This is a genomic window from Blautia sp. MSK.20.85, assembly GCF_013317245.1.
GTDB lineage: Bacteria > Bacillota > Clostridia > Lachnospirales > Lachnospiraceae > Blautia_A.
The window spans coordinates 36,357-55,838 of the sequence record NZ_JAAIUN010000024.1; the positions used below are offsets into that span (position 1 = coordinate 36,357).

The following is a 19,482-nucleotide window of genomic DNA, read 5'->3' on the forward strand; positions in this document are numbered from 1 at the left end:
CAATCTCCTTTCTGCACCTGTCGCTGTAATTAAGTGAAACAAAGTTATTCCTCTGATTCTTCGTCTTCTACTTCACCTTCCATTTCATATTCTTCTAATTCTTCATCATCCTCACGAATTGTATCTTCCTCCTCATCGTCGTCCTCGTCCTCTTCATAATCAAAAGAAGTATTTCTTCCTTTCATAAATTTCCAATAATAGTAAGCACCACAAACTCCTGCCAGAACCAGCAGCATTAATAAAATCGTGCCAGAATTATTGCTTTTCTTCTCAGGTTCTTCCTTTTCTTCCGGTATGATCGTAACTTCTGGTTCCGGTATCTCTGTGATCTTCTCTGTTTCAAGTGGCAGTGCGGATTCTGCAATAGCCTGGTTCTGTGGAAGTGTGACCATGTTGGTATCCGTAAAGTTCAAAAGATCATTTTCGCCTACCTCTGTAAGAAGATAAACATTTTCATCCGTTTTATCCTTATCTACGATCAGATAAAAAACCTTATCACTTTTTGTCTTGATCGTATAAAATTCCTTTCCCCCTTTGTCCTGAACTGTTCCTGTTGTCATGCCGGAAGCAGAACTTTCTCCCTGCACCCGTCCGGTATCTGCTTCTGTATCCGTTTCATTTCCTGTGTTTTCTGGTTCTGTTGGTGCAGTAGCAGTCTCGTTCGTTGTCTGATGTTCCGTTACGGTTGCCGTAGCACTGGTGGGCTTACTTGCAGTTCCATCGGCTGGCAAAGAAGCTGCATTCTGCTCCGTTCCGGAAACCTCTGTATTCTCTTTTACTGCATCTGGATTTTCATAATAAGGGTTTCCTACTTTATAGATCTCTGACATATTTCCTGCTTTGTCTTTTGCCTGCAGGGTAAAGTATTCATAGGAAGTATCCGCTTTTTGCAAACGGACATTTAATGTATTATTCGTCAGTTCTGTGAATTCATTTCCATTGACATACAAAGCAGCAATTCCCGATTCCGCATCAACTCCCTGCACGATCAGTATCCCATTCTTCGCAGCCGCAATAATAGTTGGTTTGGTTTTATCAAAACACTCTATGTAACGATTCTGCTCATAAGTATTTCCATTCTGATCGGTAACTCTCACATAAACACTACAATTAGAAGAGATGGATACTTCCATATTTCCGGTTATGTCTGACCATCCTCCATTTTCTGAAAGTCTTGCTTCTACTTTTGCAATAGAAAAAGCACCTGTATTCTTTGTATCTTCCACTTGAATTTTTACAGTTGCCGTATCTGTCTGCCAGCCTTCGGGTTCTGTAAAGGTAATCCCTACTTCCGGTGTTTCCGTCATATCATTTCCTGCATCTTCCTGTGCCTGTTCCACCGGATCTGCAAGAATTTCAGCTTCTGATCCATCTGAAAAATCAACATCTTCCGGGCTGCTTTCTTCTGATGATTCCACTTCTACATTATCTGCCCATACAGTCAGACTTCCGGGCGAACTATAAAAGAAAGCTCCTGCTGGAAGTCCTGCTAACGTAGCTGCGGTTAAAAATACAGCTGCTCTTTTATGAAATTTCTTCATTTTCTGTCTGCTCCTTTTCTCTGGTTTCCAATATCTTTTTTTGTTCCTCCTTGCTGATATCAATCATCAACTGAAGTTCCTCTGCGGAAACTCCATTGCTTCGGATAATTTTCAGATACTCCATATCCTCTGCCTGTTTCTTCTGTTCTTCCAGATCCCTTGCTTTTTTCTGTAGCTTTTCAATCTTAACGTAGGTTCTTGCAAGTTCTTCTTTTATTCGTTCAATGTTCAAATACGCCCCTCCTTATGGCCTGCCAAAAGCATAAAAATGAGACTGCCAGTATGCAGAATTAATGGACGTATACTGAATTGGATTTCCACAATGGATCATCTGTCCATCTCCGGCATAAATTCCTACGTGGGTAACCGGCTCTCCCGCATCATACGTCCCAGTGAAAAAGATAATATCTCCTGGCCTTGCTTCTTCTGGTGATACAGGCATACAAATGTCATAAATTCCCTGTGCAGTAAGTCTTCCCATATTGCAGACACCCGAATTGGTAAACACATAGCTTACAAAACCAGAACAGTCAAAAGAAGTCTCCGGGCTGGAACCGCCCCATACATACGGCATACCAAGATATTTGTCTGCTTCCGCAAATAATCTCCGCACAGTCTCATCATCATAACTGCCTCCTCCAACATACAGCCCGCTATCTCCGGTACTGATATAAAAAACAGGATTATAATATTCCCCATCTTTGACCAGTTCCAAATATAACTGGCTTCCGGTTGCACTTCCTGTACTTCCCGTTGTACCAATTACAGTATCTGTTGTTACTTCCTGACCATTTGCTACCGAAATGCTCTGCAGATAAGCGTATTTAATCTGCACACCTTTTTTATCCTGCGTAACTACATAATTTCCAAAAGTTCCGCTATATCCTACATCTACAACAAAACCATTCATCGCTGACTTCACTTCTGTTCCCTGTCGTACATTAATCGTCACACCTCTGTGAAGTTGTGTCTGCCCGGTTCCATTGTTTACAGAATACCCATAATAGGTACTGATATAGGCATACCAGTTTAACTCAACCGGAGTTTTATATGTCTGTAAATTTCCTCTGTTGGAATAGACCTCTTCATAAATTTCCTGCTCATCCTCTTCCATTCTGGACAGAATAACACTTCTAAGCGGTTTTGCCTGAACAGAAACATTCAGTACATCTGCAGTTACTGTACGGGTAACTTCCACAGAGTTCTGATTGCCCTCTGCCAGAAAACATTCCCAGATCTGATGACCATGTGCCTCAGCTACTGCGTGATTATCATAATAAACATCAAACTGGACACCATACTGGGCAAAGTTTCCAGTATCTTCTACGGTGTACTCAATCCCATTCATCACTACTTTCGTCCCCATTGGAAGAAATGGGTTTGCAGCATCAACCGCAAGCGTATGATTAGCCTGTGGCATTGCCCCTGAAGCAGTAGGTCCTCCACTCCACACGCCACAGCAGATGGGACAATTACAGTATCCACTGGTCACAACATTTCCCAATGACTGCCCTACCTGTATTGTAGATGTTTCCTGCCGGGTTTCACTTTTTTCCTCTACGGTGATTCCGTACTGTAAAGAAAAAATTGTTTCCAGTTCTCCTTTTATCTCATCAAACTTAAAATCCCCATAACTGGCAGTCAGATAACTGATCAATGTATGAGGATCATGGCCGATTTCACCAATGTTATATCTGTATTCATCTTTTCCTGGATACCGGGCTTCCATCTGGTTTATTTTCTGTTGAAGACTGGCTTCCAACTGCGTATAATACAACTCTGCTTTTTCAATTTCGTCCGGATCCGCAATGTAACTGGAAGCGATTACCGTAGAAATTCCATTAGAAAACATAGCCGAACAGGAAGCAAATCCTGTCATTACGGAAAGAAGCAAAATCAATAACAACCCCATTGAGATCAGAGTAGTTACATTTCTTACAAATACTTCCTGTGCCTTTCTTGCAATTTTAGTAGCAAGATTTACTGACCGGATTGAGGTGTCTTTTGTTTCTTTTGCAATCTTCCCAGCCCGGTATGCCATCTGATACTCTCGCTTAATCCTTTGCTTCTGTATTAATTTTCTGATCAGCTTTTTCTGCATCTCTGGATGTTCTTCCAGATATTTCTGATATTGATACCTGGATGCACTCTTCCAGGCTCTTTTCTCTAAACGGTTTTCTTTATGTATCTGACTGCGGTTCTTCCGGATATTTCTACTGCTATGTTCCTGTAATATCCACTCACCTGAACGCACCAGCTTATGTGCTGCATCTACAGCACTGTTTTCCTCTTCGTCTTCGCCTGCTTTCTGATATACTGCATTTTTTAATGCTTTCTTTGGAACAGAAGACAAGGTTTTCTTTTTACCATCCGTTTTCCCTGTTTTTTTGTCGAAATATAAATGGTACTTTACCTTTGCTTTCTGTTCCTCATTTGTTTTCTTGGTATAAACAGAATCTTTCGGAATTTTGTTCTGCCTCTCAGCTTCCTGTTTTCTTGCAGCCTTATCCACTTCCTGATAAGTTTTTATTGTTTTTCGGCTATATTTCTGCTTTCCTTTTTTTCGGTTTGTAGAAACATCATTCTTCTCTGCCTGAAAATGTCCTCCATCTGTTTCAGCCGAAGTTTTCTTTTCTTTCTTCAGACTTCCATCTGTCTCCAGTTTTCCAAACTGCAGTCTCTGCTGTTTCTTTTTCTGTCGCTGATACTGGCTCCTGTGTTTTTCTTTGCGCTCACGTATTTCTACCGCTGAATCCACAGATACACCTGCAGGCTTGTCCCGGTATCTGTACCGTCCCTGTGTTTTTCGTTTTCCCGGAGGACTGTTTGCAGCCTCTTCTTTTTTGGCAGGATTTCCCTCCTGAACTTTTTCGGAAAATTGTTTCTTTTCAGCTTTTTTATGAGAGTTTTTCTTCTTTTCAGAAGTAATAAATGCCTGTTCTACATCCTTCTGTTTATAAGGCAACTCCTGATCGCTGTTTGTAACTTTTCTGGTCTCCTTTGTTGCAAGATTTTCCTCAACCAGACCATTTCTGGTCATACGGCTGACTTTCTTCTCTTTCGCCGTATATTTTTGTTTTCCCAATGTACCTCACCTCTGCTTTTTTGTCCGTTAAGTCTGAATCTCATCCGGTTTAGTACTCATCAAAGCATAGGTTCTGGTATCCTGCGGATATCTGTCTGCAAAAGGTATGATTACATTTCCGTAAAAAAGCAGCCCTTCTCCTGCATTACTGTTATTTACAAAAGAAATCTGATGCTTGGAAATATTCAATTTCTCCGCAAGGATCTTCTGATCCCCGCTGTGCTGATTTAACATCAGGATAAAATCACTGTTTCCCACAATACTTTCTACTGCCAGAGAGCCAAGAAAATCTGTTACATTCTGACTGATTCCTGTAATGATTCCACCCCACTTACGAAATCTCTTCCACATTTCAATAGAATAATTAGCAGTCTGTGGCTGGTTCAGCAAAAGGTGAAATTCATCCACATAATAACGGGTTGATTTCCTACGACTGCGGTTCTGTGATACTCTTGTCCAAACCATATGCTGGACAATCAACATCCCTGCTTTTCGTAGTGTGGTTCCAAGTTCCCGAATATCAAAGCATACCACTCTGTTCTGCGTATCGACATTACTTCGATGGTTAAATACATTCTGCGATCCTGTTACATACAACTACAGACTGTTGGCAATGTTCTGTGCTGCTGGTTTATCTGGTGCATAAAAGTTCAGACGTTCATAGAAATCCTGCAAAGTCGGCATATTTTCCGGTTTTGGATCATTGTAAAGATATTTTTTATAAATGTCTTTTACACACAGGTCAATCATGGAAACCTCATCACCATTTAATTCTGCATTTTGAGGTTTCTTCATAATGACCTCGCAGAAAGATGTGATAAACTCTGCTTTATCAGCAATAATGGTATCAATATCCTCCACATCGCCATTAATCCTGTATTTCTCCGGATGATAAATAACATCCAGGTTCACTTCCATAGGATTGATGTAATCATTACTTTTTGCACTGATTTTAATAACTTCACCATTTAAGGCATTTACCAGCGGAAAATATTCTCCCTCCGGGTCACAGATAATAATGTCATCGTCTGTAATCAGGAAAACATTGAGAATTTCTCTTTTCGTTGCAAAACTCTTACCGGAACCAGGAGTACCCAAAATCAGGCCGTTAGGTGTTTTCAATCGTTTCCGATCCACCATAATGAGATTGTTTGACAGTGCATTTAAGCCATAGTAAAGAGCTTCACCGCCTTGGAAAAGTTCCTGTGTGGTAAACGGAACAAAGATTGCTGTAGAAGTCGTAGTCATAATTCTCTGTATTCCAGTCTGGTTCATTCCCAGTGGTAGTGATGCCACAAGTCCCTGTTCCTGCTGATATTGAAGTCTCCGTATATTGCAATTATATTTCTGGGCGATTCCTGCAGTCTGATACACAATATTGTCCAGTTTTCTCTTATTGTCCGCTGTATTCATCAGCAAAAAAGTAAGTTCAAAAAGTTTCTCATTCCTGGACTGGATTTCATTGAGCAATCCCTCCACATCCTCTCCGTATGTAGAAATGTCCGTTGGAATAATATCCATATCATATCCGCTTCTGACCGCTTTCTTCTGTTCTTCAATTTTCATTTTCTGAATATTTGACAGCGTACTTTTCAGGCTTTTAATAGCTGCCTTGGGATCAATTGGACGCAGGTGCATATTGATGATAAGATTCTCTTCCAGATCCAGCAGATCTGCCAGCAGTTTATCCGTAAGTTCTGGTGATGTAATCTGTAAATATGACACGCATCCAAAAGTCTGTCCCATCCGAAAATAGCTGTCATTGCGAAAATCAAATCCGGTAGGTGCAATAAAGTCTTTTGTCTGCAGACCTGTTTTTGCAACCATCCCATAATGGAAATGGAAAGATTCTTTTGTGTCCATATTCATCACATCATGCAGAATTTTCAGACGTTCTACCCCATTTAAAGGCTCTGCCATGGCTCCCATCACCTTAAAATTATTCAATACACTGGCTTCAATTCTCTCCAGCCTGGATTTTGCATTTCGCAGATTATCCGCCTTAATGGAAAATGTAATATATTTTGTTTTTACAAGCCCATTATTTCCTTTGGAAAGCTGCATTTTCAACATATCCGAATATTCTTTCCGAATATCATTGAAACAGTCATCCTGCTCTGGAATATCAATATTTTTTGCATACTCATCAAAATTCACCTGTTGATTAAGAAATGTAATTTGTACCTCAACAGAGCTGTCAAATGAATTCAGGAACTCACAATAGTTCTCAAAAATAGCCGCTTTATCATCATTCTGCGCTAACTGGTAATTTATATCGTAGAACTGCACCATCTTTGAATAATAGTTATCATCTGTCCTGCAGATACCATCCTTATATATTTCCTTATATGGAATCGTATCCTGCGCTGTAAAAGGTTTCCTCTTCTTCTGATTCTCCGCTTTTATCATCCGAAGTTCTTTCAGACGCTTTTTTTCTTCTTTCGTAAGTCCGGTTTTCTGTTTCTTATTTTTTTCGGTCTGCTTTTTTAAGGAAATGGAACGGATTTCTCGCTTCCCTGGCTTCTTTTGCCTTTTTCTCAAGCCATGCACCCTCTTTCTCTAATTTATCGTACTCTATAATCCGGTCATATAAGTTTTGGGAACGATAGACCCTGATTCCAGGTCTTAAAAATTTCTGCCGGATAATGTGAAGCAATATTTTCTCTGCTGGAAATCCATCCTTTTCATACATTGCAAAAAAGAAAAATGGCAGCATCACTATGATCATAAGCGTTGCTGCCACATCTGTTCCCAGTCCTGCTTTTGTCAGCAAATAGACCGGAACACCACAAATTCCTGCCAGAGAAAAACATATAATTTGTCTTTTAGTTAAATTCAGTGCTAATTTTGTCTTTATTTTTGAAAAATCTTTCGGCACTGGAACATATGCCATATTCTTGTTTCCTCCTAATGTGCATTGAAGATTGATTTTGCCAGGGAACTGGTCTTAAACAGGCTGAAACATAAAATAACTGTATATGCTGCAACTGACCAGATAGCTGTATGAAGATTATCCGCAACTGTAATAGCATTTACCAGAACTGCATAAATCGCAACACATACCATCATAAAAAATCCCTGGAATCCCAACGCTAATAATGCCTTCACATAATTATTTCCAATACTTCCCCATTCCCTGTTCGTAAATGTTGAAAACGGAATAGGTGCCACAGAGACATAAAGATATATTTCTATCATTCGTCCATATAAAATGACGGTAATCAGGACTGATATGATTTTTAGACATAAACTGACCAGCATCGTTTCCAGACCAAGCCCCAGTAATTCTCCGATTCCCATATCTTCAATCTGCGTTTCAAGAAGCGTTTTCAATGCTTCTGTAACATCAATAGATGCGGAACCGGTTATCATACCGCCAGCATTGGATACCACATGATTCGCTACATCAAAAATTGCCATCGCAATATCAAAAGTATGAGTAACCAGATATACCGCTACCCACATCTTAAAAATGTATTTGAAAAACATAAACGTATCTGTATCGTGCATATTGTTTTTTTCCATAATCATGGAAATCAGCTCATAACACAGTACAAATGTAATAATCATCCCCGCAATGGGGACAATGACATTATCCGACAAATTTTTTATCATGGAAAAAATGCCACTGTTCCAATTTTGGGGTGTTTTCCCAACCTCCGCAGCAATCGTTTCTACTTTGGTATTTACATCGGTGAACATGGTATCCAGGTTTGATGTGATCCAACCTGTTAGCAGATCCTTTATGAACTCTGTTATTTTTTCGGTTATTCCACCCATTTATTTATCCAAACAAAGTTGCAAGCTGTGGAATCAGGTTTATTCCAATCAGTACGATGCCACCGCCCGCCATCAACTGTTTTATGTCTTTTATGAGAAAATATTTGCTCGAAATGAGCCTTGAAAAGATTAAAATAGATTAAATTTTGATAGATTTTTCTTATTTATGGGAGCCGGAACCTCTTTCGATGGTTCCAAGCTCCGGTATTGGTTTTAAGTTGAAATGAATTTCCATTGTGACCGTTTCAGGAGTACGGCAGTAATTTTCTGTTCCGTCTTTCTCCTGCGGTTCTGAGATAACGATTTTACTGATCAGCCGGTTCAGAAGATTGGCATCCAGTTCTTTGATGTCCGCATACTCGCTAATATCGTCAATCCACTGCTGGGACTGTGCATCCAGTTTTTCTTCCGTATTCAGCACACTCTCATTCTGGAAAAGTTCCTTTTTGATATCTGTCTGCTCCTTCTGTGTCTTCTCCAGCATCTTATCAAAAACAGATTCTGTAATCTTGTCATTGATAAGGTCATCATACAGTTTTGCAATCAGCCGGTCTAACGTTTCCAGGCGGTCTTTCTGCTTTGATACCAGCTTCTCCAGACTTTCCCTGTGTCCCTGTGTATCTTCCTCGCATAACTCCTTTACCCGGTTTTCCAGTTCTGTTCCGTCTCCGGTAACTGCTTTTGCACATTCCTGGATTCTGGTAAGGACTGCATCATACAGGTCATCAGCGTCCACCCGGTGCTGGGTACAATGTGCTTTCCCCTTATGGATATAAGTGGAACAGGTATAAACTTCATGCTGGTCTTTGGTGTGCGTCTTCTTCAACGTCAACGCACCGCCACACTCTGCACAGCGGAGTAATCCGGCAAACATGCTGTATTCTCCCTGTTCTGTCTGGCGTTTCCTGCCTTTCATCTTTGCCTGTACCAGATCAAATACATCCTGCGGAATGATTGCTTCGTGGGTATCCCTGACTGTGATCCAGTCCTCCGGAGCTTTATCTCCCTGATTGCCAATCTTGAAACGGTAGTACCTTTTCTGGGAAGCCATGTCACCACAGTAAACGGGATTCATCAGCAGGGATTTCAGATAGGATTCATCCCATACATATTTCCCATTTTCCGGGTCTTTCTTTTCCCATTTTGTGTAATAGGTGCGGAGTCCCCGTTTCCGGTGCCACCATGACGGGCAGGGAATCTGCTGGCGTTCCAGTTCTCTGGATATAAAGTTAATCCCATGACCGTCCACCGCCCACTGGAAAATTTTCCGGACAATCGGTGCTGTCTCGTCGTCAATCAGGAGATGTCCCTTTTCCTCCGGGTCTTTCTGATATCCCAGTGGTGGAACAACACCTGTAAACTTTCCCTTGGTTGCCTGCAGGTGATAGGACGCATGGACTTTCTTGGAAATATCTCTGGAATACATCTCGTTCAGCACGTTCTTAAATGGGGCAATCTCATTGTCTCCGGCAAAGGTATCCACATTATCATATAATGCGATATACCTTACTCCATGCTTTGGGAAAAACTCCTCCATCAGAAATCCTGTCTGTACATGGTTTCGTCCCAGTCGGCTCTGGTCTTTGGTAATTACAAGATTCACCAGTCCTTTTTCACAGGCTTTGAGAAGTCTCTGCAAATCAGGTCGGTCTGTGTTCAATCCTGTATAACCATCGTCCTGAAACACATCCACCACCTGCCAGCCCTGTGACTGACAGTAATTCACCAGTATGTCTCTCTGGTTGGAGATGCTGGCACTCTCTCCGGTCAATTCGTCATCTTTGGAAAGTCGGCAGTATACACCAACTCTCCAGGTTGCATTTCTTTCTATATTGTTACTCATATATCTGTTGTTCATCTGATACCTCCGTTACTTTGCACATCCTACGCAGATTTCAGATTACTGAACTCATAATCATTATACTGCTTATCTTTCATTATTGCAAGTTTATCTTTTGTTTTCGTGTCACGTATTTTCTGTGCGATCACCTCTGCAAACACTTCTTTTGCGTCCTGATCACCGTCAAAATATACTCTGATGTTGATAATTTTCTTCTTCACTGCCATTGTAAAACCTCCATTTTTTGCAAAAAAAGAGCAGCTAATCCATTTTTACAGATTAACTGCCCAGACTGTTGGTTACATATATTAAAATTTTTGTATTAACATTTCAGAAATTGGGGATATAATAAAGACAGGGATAAATCCCTGTCAGATGAACTGCATATTTTAATTTTCCCATTGAAAACAAGAGGAATGTGTGGTACATTTGTTATAGGAAAAGCACCCACTCCAAAGTGGATGCCGCCTGAGTTGACTAAATGGTCTTACGACCACCGCCTATCCTGTTGGCAGACAGGATAGGCATTTTTATTTCCTCTTGTTCTTCCGATCAAGAAAGGCAATAATCGCAATTAACAGGCTACCAAAAGCGATCAGTAAACTGAGTACGCCTAAGAATATTGAGATAATCTCATAAGCTGTCATATCACGCACCTCCTTTCTTTCATCTCAGAACCCCGAAAGGCTCCGGTCTGTAAATATCAGGAGGCAGCCACACCCTGTCACAGGTGCTTCCCCGTAACATTGCTGTTACCGGATAATCATACCATTATATCCGCCATATTACAATTCATTTTTGTTCCAGATTCACAGCAATCCTTATTCTGTATGGATACCTGCTATTTCCGTTTGATTGCCTTGCACCGGCAGACGGCAGATAGGGTATCTATAAAGCCTGCCGTTCACTCCAAAATTCTGCCGTCACCCATTCTCCCTTGTTTTTTTAATCGAATGGTATTTTCCTGCTTTTCATTCATCCGATAATCCAGTTCTTCTTTCATCCGGCTTCTGGCTTCTCGCATGGTTCTCTGGGAGATTCCCTGTGCTTTTGCCTTTTCATCCAGCTCCCGGATTGTGACTGCATTTCCGTCTGCAAGCAGTTCATAGATCAGTTTCGTTCCCCGTTGCAGTTTTGTTTCTGTCGGCTTTCCTTCCTTTCCGTCCAGAAGATCATCTGCGGAAATCTCATAAGCTCCCACCCAGCGGAATCCTTCTTCATCTCCAAGTTTAAATGCCATCGTCTCACCTGGAGGTGCAAGAGAACTTTTCTCATGGATCAGTACTCTTGTTGTCGGGTCTTTCTTTACTTTCCCGATAAAAAGCAGGCTTCTCACCGCCGCCATGATATCAATAGAACCAAGTCCCCGGTAAGTACTCTGTGTCCCTGAAGATTTATTCAGATGTCCGATCAGCACAATCGCACAACCGGTCTTTTCAGCGATCATTCCCAGTTTCCGGAATACCGGACGGACTTCATTTGCCCGGTTCATATCCACATCGGCACCGATAAAAGCCTGTACCGGATCAATGATTAAAAGTCTGACCTGATTCTGACGGATTGCTTTTTCAATACGGTCATCGGATAACGTCAATGCTTCCTCTGTATCATCAATGACCATCACCCGACTCAGGTCTGCTCCTGCTTCCACCAGCCTCGGCTTAATCGTATCTCCCATACCGTCTTCTGCAGTCTGATAGATCACATTAAAAGGTTCAATCTCTTCCATGTTCGGGAAAGTCTTACGGTTCGTGCAGGCTGCGGTCAGCATCATGGCAAAATAAGTTTTTCCCTCTCCTGGATTGCCCTGAATAATCGTCAGTTTTCCAAATGGCAGATAGGGAAACCACAGCCATTCTACACTGGTCTGTTCAATGTCTTCATAACACAACATCGGCACCAGTTCTTCCTTCTCCGGTACTTTCATTGTAACTGTTTCAATGATTGATTTCTTCCTGTCTGCATTTTTATCACAGAGGATTTCATTCCAGTCCTTTCGGGACGGTTTCAGACGGATGACACTGTATCCGTCCGGGATTTCTATTGCCAATTTCTCACTGGCTTCATTCCCTGCATGGTCATTATCCAGGCACAGGAAAACCGAAGTAATCTGAGGGCGTTCAGAAAGAAAAGCCATCAGTGCCGCACTGGAAATGCCACCCAGACTCAGGTAGCTCCGCTTTTTCCAGTCTTTGGGAAATAATTGGATAAAAGAAAGCAGATCAATGGCTGCTTCAAACACAAACAACTGATTATCCGTCCCTCTGTGACAGAATCCGTAAGATTTATCAGATTCAGCCACATCTCCCCGGTATTTTGTTTCACCAGTTCCCCTGCAATGGGCATATCTTGGAATACCGTCTGCATCTCTGCCAACAAACACCACATTATGGTGCTTCTTTTCTTCATAAATATCCCCACTGCCGATCCATTCCTCCACCATATTCTTTTCAATCCCTCTGTTTTCTGTCAGATATCTGATGATTCTATCATTATTTTCCTCTTTCTCTGGTAATCGGAAGTCAGGGGACGGGGCGGGGCAGGTACTGTTCCTGCCTTCGCCTTCCTCCCCGGTTAGCATCTTGACAGCTTCCGGAAATGTGGCATTGTAAAATTCCATCACAAAATCCACCGGATAGCCACCCCTCCCCTGACTGTGCCTGTACCACCGGTTTCCGGATACCGTTACACTGTCATGCTTTTTCCAACGGTATTCCTTTCCGCTTTTCCCTAGTTGTTCTCCCTGTGCGCTCAGAAAAGAAACAAGATCTGTCTGATTTGCTCTTATAATTTGTTCTTCTGTATACTGCATTTTGCTCATCCTTTCCCGTCTGTCCTGCTGACAGACTGTTATAAACTCATGTCATAGTTTCGCTTTTTCTTCACTGCCTGTTGTTTTGCATCACGCTCTGCACACTCTTTCTTTTTTTCATCCAGTTTTCTCAGAAGAGAGGTCTTCTTTTCTGGATTCTGCTCCGACTGGTTCAACGGCTGTTGCTCTGCTTTCCCGTTTTCTTCAAGAATCTCTTTCGCCTGAACTGTGTAAAATGTCGGGAACTTCACCTGCTTCTCCCTTTTTTCTTCTGAACGCCCGGAAGTATCTGCTTCTGCCATTTCCCGGTCACGTCTGGCAATATCCGCACAGCTCTGTACCTTTTTCACAAAAGTTAGTTCCTCCTGGTACGGCTGATTATCTGCTTTCAGCTCTTCGATCCCCGCCTGAAGTTCTTCTTTCTCCCGTTTCCATCTGGCAGTTGGCACTTTTCCATTTTTATCCAGATGTTGTTTCAGTTCCCGTTCACATTTGCGGTAATAATTGATTTCTTTTTTATGCTGCTGATAATATCTCTCCCGTCTTTTCTGAAAATAGAAATGGTTATACTCATCAATCAATGGCTGATTTGTTTTTATTACCTCTGCCATCTTTTCCAGATTCTCAAGTTCCTTTAACTGTTTCCGCTTTTCAGAAATTTCTTTTTTACTGACAGAAACAACACCGTTCAGTTCCTCAATCCGTTCCTGCAAGTCATCCATCGTTTCTATCTGATGTGTCTGAAGATAACTGATGGATTTTGCAAACTCCTGTAAATTGGAGAGATTCTTACCTCTCTGTTTCATCTCCGCATAAAAATTGGGAAGTGGTGGTCTGCCCTGTGTCTTTTTATCATAATAATCCTGCAGGCTTTCCAGCAGTGTCGGGTTCTGCCTGCGATCCAGCTCTGCTTTCATTTCCTCATAAGCTGTCTTCATCCACTGAATGGATTCTTTCAGAGAAATAAACATCTGGTTAAACTGCCGGATTGCCCGGTTCAATTCTCCGATCACCGTTTTGATTCCCTTTTTCTCCATTGCCCGGACTTCATATCCCTCATGGATGGTCGGGATCAGGTCAATCCCCTGTTCTTTGTAGGAACGGTGGTCGATTCTGGATGCCATGTGGCACTCCCTGAATTTCCCATTTACTTTCTCTGTCCATGCCCGCCGCCATTCTTTTAAAAGCTCCGGATCATTCCATCCGGTAGTAGAAACAGCATTGAACATATCTTTTCCTTTGGTATCCTTCACCCGGTTTCCATCCTCATCAAGAATATATTCCCTTCTCTGCTTATTGCCCCAGATTCCTTCCTCTGTAAAAGGACGGATTGGGACAAGCACATGGAAATGGGGATTATCCGGTTCTTCTTCATTTTCCGCTTTTCCCTCATGGACTGCCAGATCCACGATCATGCCACGTGCCACAAACTGCTCCTGGCAGAACTCTTTTGCCAGTCTGATATTTTCCTCAAGTGTCAATTCATTCTGCAGTGCAATGTCAAACGAATAGGCAAGCTGTGCCTTGTTGTTCCGTTCCACATGCTCCACCTCGTTCCAGAGTGTTTCCCTGTCAGTCAGACGCTCTGGCACATACTCCGGTGTCAGGATTTCTGTAAATATCACACCTGACTTGCTCGTATAATCGTGTATCTTGTTGTAATAACTGTCAAAAATCCTCTGCCCGGAAATATAGGCTGCGGAAGCGACCACCATCTGCCCTTTCCCTCTGGATACATTCCTTACTGAAAAATGATACAGTGCCATTAACTGTCATCTCCCTTCTCTGTCTTTTTTACTGCTTCTGCAATCTGCTGTTGATCTTTGTGTAAGGCGGCTATATGAGCCTGCCGCACAATACTCTTGTTGTAACTGCTGTTCTGCAGTTGATTCATCATGTCCTGGACGTCTTCCTGTTCCAGATCTCTGGACAGCGGAAATACTTTCTCAAACTCTGCCCCTTTGACAATCAGCCGGTGGGAACGTTCCCTGCGTTCTACCAGCTTCTTCCGCTGCTCCAGAATGTTTTTGTGGTGAATTGCTGCCTCCAGTTCCTGTCTGCTCTTTTCCATGTTGGCCTTCAGTTCCTCCAATGACATGGATTCATACTTTGGATTTTTTGCTCTGCTCATTTTCTTGTACTCCTTCTTTTTTCTGTAAACAAAAAGAACCGGCTTATTCATGAATGCCGATTCCTGGGTATAAAAAACTGAGGTCGTTGTCCTGTGATTAGGAAATGCTGACCTCAGCGTTTTTGAAATATTTAATTGTTGCTCCTTGGAATGAAAGTCTTTGTCACCATTGTCGTATAAATTTAAACTCACATCCCATATCAGGATTTCTTTAATTCTTCCATATACAGTTCAGCTATATATGCCGGACCAGTGCACCACAGCTTTGTCTTCTCATCATACAGTGCTTTTCCTGTCTTTGAACACAAAAAATCTGTCAATACCTCGTTTCTGTCCTTGCCTGTCTCTTCTGCGATTTCATCTGTCACCATAGTGATCAGAAGGTCGATTGTATAATTCATTTTTTCCTTTGGAATTGTTACTTCAGCCATATCTTCTCACCTTTCACAAATTTCAGACACTCAATAGCTGCCTCAGTTTTAAAGCAGTATTGATCTTTCAATTTATTCGGCAGCAACTGTCTGATACAGAAATCGTCTGCTACTTTATCACCTGCAGTCCCAAAAGCACCCGCAAGATAAGCGGTAAGAGTAGCGTTTGTTGCATCATCCGCAATCTTTCCTGCAATGATATCATATTTTGCCATTTCACGTTCAACCTCAATAAACATTTTTTTCTTTCGGTGAGCGGCGATACAATGTAACCAGTCCACATCTGCATTTTCAAAAATATGCGTTTCAAGATTTTCTGAAAGTTTGAATTCAAAAGTTGAAATATATCCAAACTTCTGCCCCTCTTCAATTGTTCCGGTTGCGATGGCTTTGGCTATTGAGGTTCTCAGAAAACTTTCTGCCTGTTCCTTTGATGTGGTTAAATAAAATCCCTGTCCAAAATCTTTTCTCTTTGCACATTTGGCAAGATCTGGCTCTTTTACTTCACAATAACTTCCATGATAGAGAACAAATCCATCTTTTAACTCAAGCACTAATCTCTATCCCCTTTCTTTGCAAAAATTCAGTAATATCTTCAAGCACAGCTTCATCGCCTTCACAATGAAAAATCCCATAGCATTTTTCTATATATCCAAGAACATCGGCTTCTTTAAACAAGTGGATAATCTGTTCAACAGGTAAATGCCACTCTTCTGAAGCAAGCCGGATTAGTCTTGTTTGCATAAAAGTAATCTCTGTTTTCTCACTCATTATGAATCCTCCTCATTTTCTTAGTCAGTAAAACCGGAATTGTTGATTACCAAGGCATATTTCCAAATCGACTAATAAAAGTTACTGTTAGTCCGGTTTTATCAATCATTGCAAGTTTTACGATTGCGCCTGTACTGTTTGCTTTCCTCCGTCGACATTCAAATCTGTTGCCGTGGCACCTGGATCAGCGCAGTTCACCTCTTATGTCTTGGAGTCCTTTTGCATACTTCCAAAAGAACCCAGTCCGCTTGAAACATTTACGATAATAGTTTTATTTTTTCTCTCATTGTCATACAATGCACCTACTTCCCCAGAATTTATTTTACCACGTATTCTTCTGTTCGTCTGTCACCTGCATCGTATCTGCATTTACCAGATAAAAATCTACCAATTCGGTCTCGTAATTGCCATCCGGATATACTTTTTCTAACACCAGTTCTTCGCAGGAATTACCATCTGCATCTGTCTTGGAACCATTATCGTACAGACAGTATCTCACATTTACCGTATTACCGTTCTTTGTTTCCTGCGTTTCGCTGACGACAGCATAGACTTCTCCCTTTGCATTCGCCGTGTAACTGAACGCCATATTTTGAAGTGTATTCTGCTCCTGAAGGTAATTATAAACTGCCAGCATTGCATTTTGAATTGTCAGACCATCATGCTGCCCTTCTGTCTTGTAATCTTCTATGGTATTTCCACTCTGAATATCCTCTGAATCTGTTGAATTCTCTGTATCCAAATCCGGTAATTCTGTAGTATCCTCTTCTTGATTATCTTCTTCATCTATTGTATCCGAAGACCACCACAGACCATCCATACTCTGCATAACAAATGGATTATTGGTTCTGTATCTCCGTTCACCACCATAATCTTCCTGCACAGTTATATACGTATATTTGCTGTCACAACCAGTCACCGTTTCTGTTCCATCCATTCCGAACACTACACTCAGACCACTCATTCCAATAATCAAAAGTGCAAATATCGCAGCAGCTCCATAGACAATTATCAATGCCACTTTGTTTTTACCGAATTGTATGGATAATGCCTGGCAATTGTGTCTGTATAAACTCACGATCCCCCAGATCAAAAGAACCGCCAGACTGATTGTAATAACAGTAATCGATATTTCTGCGAAACGATATCTCACTTCATATCCCATATCACGTTTTATACCATACCACAATCCATAGAAGAAGGTACTATACGCAAGAACCAAAGTAATGATACTGATCCGTATCGGATGCTCTTTTTTATCCGGCACTGCCTTCTTCAGTGCCTCTGCCATCTGCGCTGCCGCTCTCTGCTCTATCCACATAGCAAGCTCTGCTTTTGACGGATATGTGCATTTAGTATCCGGAATCCCTGCGTAACACATCTGGCTCTCTTGAATCCCTGTCGCATCTCCTGCTGCCATTGCTGTAACCACTTTCAGGTAATAATACAACTTCAACTGTGCTGGATTGAATTTATCTATACGAATATCTGCCAGCTCCTGTGCAGCCCGTTCATAATTGTTAAGGAGTACACTCATCCGTGCCATAACCAAAAGCATCTGATTCGCTACAGCAGGGTAACGGTGATATTGCTTCTCATATAAATACCGTGCATACTCATGTCGTTCTTCCGGTGTTAACCGATAGGACTTCTTTCTATTCTGTGCCAGCATCGCAATTCGCAGACCATAAGCCAATTCCAAAATTGCAATCAGCTGGCAGATAAATGCACCAAATCCCCAGATATCCGTTGTATACCGCACATAGGTCACCAACACAATGCCTAGCATTGCCGGAATCACGATCAACCATTTTGTCCAACCTGATCTTCTCATAAAAATCTCCTGAATTGTTTTTCTGAATATAGTATATTACCGCACACACCAATCGACCATATACATATTGTGACGATGCTGTTACTTACCATAACAGTTGCTGTTTCTAAGGTCATCTATTTATAGCCTGAGAAATAACTGGTTTCCCATCTCTGTCCAACAATGGAGTCAGTCCACCTGAATACCCACATGCATGATATAAATAATTCACACCAGTTTCCTTATCCACCCATATCTCAGTAGTAGTTAATGCTCCCTGAGAATATATTTTTTCAAATCTCTCTTCTTTCGCCATTTTCAATTTCCTCCCATAATCAATTTTTCGGTTTTATAAAAAATGTTTCTCTGTTACTTTCTCGATTGTATCATGACATACAGTTCCATCTTCGGCAATCGTCGATTTTCTGATAAATCTCGAATGATGCTTTAATACTCCATAAGCATACCAGTCATGGTTGCAAAATACTTTGCAGAACTCTGCATAGCCATGTTCCTTACAGGTATCGAAATACAGACACCTGCTGATTTCATAAGTAAATCCACTATCATCATCCTGCAAAATTTCTGTCTCCCAACATACCTTTTTTTCGCCCTCCAGATCATCTACCAGAGACTGTCTCACAATCTTATAGCCATTCGGCAATAAATCGACATGCTTTTTTCTCTTTTTCCGTTACCATATTTTCTCCCAACTTGCACACTAAGTCATAATTTTCCAAACACTAAAACTTGAATTTCTATTTCTGCTGCCATGCCATTACATAGTCTTTTTCTCCAGTAGCTTCATCCAAACCGCTATACTGAATCTCAAATCCTTCTCTTTGATAAAAGGATATTGCCCGTGTATTTTTTTGATATACATTTAAGATTAATTTGTTTCTTTTTCCCTTTACATAGTTTAGCAAAATTTTACCTATACCTTGAGATTGCATTTCGGCAGAAACAAAAATACCTTCAATGTATTCGTTACTTAACCCTATAAAACCCTGTATTTCCTGTTTATCCTCGTAAACATAGACAGTTGCCTGTAATAGAAGTTCTTTTACTAACTCAAAATTACTTTTCCAATATTGAGCAGAGATAAAATAATGTGTCTTTATATTTGTATCTAACCATATTTCTGCAACTTTATTTATATCCACTTTCCGTAATTCTCTAATCATAACGGTGATGCTCCTCAAACTCCGATTTTCTCAATTTTTCAGTCGAGTAGACTAAGACCTCTCAATCTTAGCCCCTCACAGATCCGTACGTGCG

The 19,482-nt window shown here is 41.3% G+C and carries 19 protein-coding genes and 1 pseudogene; all 20 read right to left on the bottom strand.

Translation table 11 applies throughout. From position 1 onward, the window contains the following. Window positions 1-44 precede the first annotated feature (44 nt). The 20 genes and pseudogenes from G5B12_RS12445 to G5B12_RS12535 all read right to left on the bottom strand — a co-directional run bounded on the left by G5B12_RS12445 (window position 45) and on the right by G5B12_RS12535 (window position 19,388). Window positions 45-1,541 carry a CD1107 family mobile element protein gene (locus G5B12_RS12445; protein ID WP_174088425.1) on the bottom strand — a complete coding sequence of 499 codons (1,497 nt, stop codon included), beginning with the start codon at window positions 1,539-1,541 and terminating at the stop codon, window positions 45-47. Further along, window positions 1,525-1,773 carry a DUF4315 family protein gene (locus tag G5B12_RS12450; RefSeq protein ID WP_021652602.1) on the bottom strand — a complete coding sequence of 83 codons (249 nt, stop codon included), beginning with the start codon at window positions 1,771-1,773 and terminating at the stop codon, window positions 1,525-1,527. The genes G5B12_RS12445 and G5B12_RS12450 overlap by 17 nt, the downstream gene beginning before the upstream one ends. Window positions 1,774-1,785: 12 nt before the next feature. Next, window positions 1,786-4,626, bottom strand: a complete 2,841-nt coding sequence (locus G5B12_RS12455; protein ID WP_243102761.1) for a CD1108 family mobile element protein — start codon at window positions 4,624-4,626, stop codon at window positions 1,786-1,788. A gap of 27 nt (window positions 4,627-4,653) precedes the next feature. Further along, window positions 4,654-7,035, bottom strand: a pseudogene (locus G5B12_RS12460) (VirB4-like conjugal transfer ATPase, CD1110 family). Window positions 7,036-7,090: 55 nt separating this feature from the next. Next, entirely contained in the window at window positions 7,091-7,519 is a 429-nt protein-coding gene (locus G5B12_RS12465; RefSeq protein ID WP_005426563.1) for a PrgI family protein, read from the bottom strand. 14 nt (window positions 7,520-7,533) lie between these two features. Beyond that, the gene (locus tag G5B12_RS12470; protein WP_015541262.1) at window positions 7,534-8,406 is read right to left on the bottom strand and encodes a VirB6/TrbL-like conjugal transfer protein, CD1112 family; all 873 of its coding nucleotides are present in this window, start codon (window positions 8,404-8,406) and stop codon (window positions 7,534-7,536) included. Window positions 8,407-8,410: 4 nt separating this feature from the next. Next, window positions 8,411-8,542 (bottom strand): Maff2 family mobile element protein, encoded by a 132-nt coding sequence (locus G5B12_RS12475; protein WP_373153066.1) that lies wholly within the window; start codon window positions 8,540-8,542, stop codon window positions 8,411-8,413. Between the two features lie 24 nt (window positions 8,543-8,566). Next, on the bottom strand, window positions 8,567-10,264 hold the full coding sequence (locus G5B12_RS12480) for a recombinase family protein (protein ID WP_015521926.1): 1,698 nt from the start codon (window positions 10,262-10,264) through the stop codon (window positions 8,567-8,569). A 26-nt stretch (window positions 10,265-10,290) separates the two neighbouring features. After that, window positions 10,291-10,473: a hypothetical protein gene (locus tag G5B12_RS12485; protein ID WP_015521925.1), complete on the bottom strand. Its 183-nt coding sequence runs from the start codon at window positions 10,471-10,473 to the stop codon at window positions 10,291-10,293. A 303-nt stretch (window positions 10,474-10,776) separates the two neighbouring features. Then, on the bottom strand, window positions 10,777-10,893 hold the full coding sequence (locus G5B12_RS17570) for a putative holin-like toxin (RefSeq protein WP_015543458.1): 117 nt from the start codon (window positions 10,891-10,893) through the stop codon (window positions 10,777-10,779). 257 nt (window positions 10,894-11,150) lie between these two features. Next, the gene (locus G5B12_RS12490; RefSeq protein ID WP_023843669.1) at window positions 11,151-13,058 is read right to left on the bottom strand and encodes an AAA family ATPase; all 1,908 of its coding nucleotides are present in this window, start codon (window positions 13,056-13,058) and stop codon (window positions 11,151-11,153) included. Window positions 13,059-13,096: 38 nt separating this feature from the next. Beyond that, window positions 13,097-14,824, bottom strand: coding sequence for a MobQ family relaxase (mobQ, locus tag G5B12_RS12495; RefSeq protein WP_130096803.1), 1,728 nt, complete (start codon window positions 14,822-14,824; stop codon window positions 13,097-13,099). Then, entirely contained in the window at window positions 14,824-15,189 is a 366-nt protein-coding gene (locus G5B12_RS12500) for a DUF3847 domain-containing protein (protein WP_015543456.1), read from the bottom strand. The genes mobQ and G5B12_RS12500 overlap by 1 nt, the downstream gene beginning before the upstream one ends. A gap of 200 nt (window positions 15,190-15,389) precedes the next feature. Continuing rightward, on the bottom strand, window positions 15,390-15,620 hold the full coding sequence (locus tag G5B12_RS12505; protein ID WP_003864582.1) for a hypothetical protein: 231 nt from the start codon (window positions 15,618-15,620) through the stop codon (window positions 15,390-15,392). Beyond that, the gene (locus G5B12_RS12510) at window positions 15,608-16,174 is read right to left on the bottom strand and encodes a DUF3990 domain-containing protein (protein ID WP_020944841.1); all 567 of its coding nucleotides are present in this window, start codon (window positions 16,172-16,174) and stop codon (window positions 15,608-15,610) included. The genes G5B12_RS12505 and G5B12_RS12510 overlap by 13 nt, the downstream gene beginning before the upstream one ends. Further along, window positions 16,167-16,391 carry a DUF3791 domain-containing protein gene (locus G5B12_RS12515; protein ID WP_003864584.1) on the bottom strand — a complete coding sequence of 75 codons (225 nt, stop codon included), beginning with the start codon at window positions 16,389-16,391 and terminating at the stop codon, window positions 16,167-16,169. The genes G5B12_RS12510 and G5B12_RS12515 overlap by 8 nt, the downstream gene beginning before the upstream one ends. Window positions 16,392-16,713: 322 nt before the next feature. Continuing rightward, entirely contained in the window at window positions 16,714-18,225 is a 1,512-nt protein-coding gene (locus G5B12_RS12520) for a hypothetical protein (RefSeq protein WP_130096804.1), read from the bottom strand. A gap of 112 nt (window positions 18,226-18,337) precedes the next feature. Continuing rightward, window positions 18,338-18,520: a DUF6440 family protein gene (locus G5B12_RS12525; protein ID WP_003864586.1), complete on the bottom strand. Its 183-nt coding sequence runs from the start codon at window positions 18,518-18,520 to the stop codon at window positions 18,338-18,340. 33 nt (window positions 18,521-18,553) lie between these two features. Next, window positions 18,554-18,868, bottom strand: coding sequence for an L-2-amino-thiazoline-4-carboxylic acid hydrolase (locus G5B12_RS12530; protein ID WP_040466130.1), 315 nt, complete (start codon window positions 18,866-18,868; stop codon window positions 18,554-18,556). 94 nt (window positions 18,869-18,962) lie between these two features. Next, window positions 18,963-19,388 carry an N-acetyltransferase gene (locus G5B12_RS12535; RefSeq protein ID WP_003864588.1) on the bottom strand — a complete coding sequence of 142 codons (426 nt, stop codon included), beginning with the start codon at window positions 19,386-19,388 and terminating at the stop codon, window positions 18,963-18,965. Between the last annotated feature and the right edge of the window lie 94 nt (window positions 19,389-19,482).

Coding starts and splice junctions, on each gene's coding strand:
- G5B12_RS12480 (WP_015521926.1), bottom strand. CDS start 10,264: ATGAACAACAGATATATGAGTAACAATATAGAAAGAAATGCAACCTGG.
- G5B12_RS12520 (WP_130096804.1), bottom strand. CDS start 18,225: ATGAGAAGATCAGGTTGGACAAAATGGTTGATCGTGATTCCGGCAATG.
- G5B12_RS12470 (WP_015541262.1), bottom strand. CDS start 8,406: ATGGGTGGAATAACCGAAAAAATAACAGAGTTCATAAAGGATCTGCTA.
- G5B12_RS12505 (WP_003864582.1), bottom strand. CDS start 15,620: ATGGCTGAAGTAACAATTCCAAAGGAAAAAATGAATTATACAATCGAC.
- G5B12_RS17570 (WP_015543458.1), bottom strand. CDS start 10,893: ATGACAGCTTATGAGATTATCTCAATATTCTTAGGCGTACTCAGTTTA.
- G5B12_RS12485 (WP_015521925.1), bottom strand. CDS start 10,473: ATGGCAGTGAAGAAGAAAATTATCAACATCAGAGTATATTTTGACGGT.
- G5B12_RS12445 (WP_174088425.1), bottom strand. CDS start 1,541: ATGAAGAAATTTCATAAAAGAGCAGCTGTATTTTTAACCGCAGCTACG.
- G5B12_RS12515 (WP_003864584.1), bottom strand. CDS start 16,391: ATGAGTGAGAAAACAGAGATTACTTTTATGCAAACAAGACTAATCCGG.
- G5B12_RS12525 (WP_003864586.1), bottom strand. CDS start 18,520: ATGGCGAAAGAAGAGAGATTTGAAAAAATATATTCTCAGGGAGCATTA.
- G5B12_RS12465 (WP_005426563.1), bottom strand. CDS start 7,519: ATGGCATATGTTCCAGTGCCGAAAGATTTTTCAAAAATAAAGACAAAA.
- G5B12_RS12535 (WP_003864588.1), bottom strand. CDS start 19,388: ATGATTAGAGAATTACGGAAAGTGGATATAAATAAAGTTGCAGAAATA.
- G5B12_RS12500 (WP_015543456.1), bottom strand. CDS start 15,189: ATGAGCAGAGCAAAAAATCCAAAGTATGAATCCATGTCATTGGAGGAA.
- mobQ (WP_130096803.1), bottom strand. CDS start 14,824: ATGGCACTGTATCATTTTTCAGTAAGGAATGTATCCAGAGGGAAAGGG.
- G5B12_RS12490 (WP_023843669.1), bottom strand. CDS start 13,058: ATGCAGTATACAGAAGAACAAATTATAAGAGCAAATCAGACAGATCTT.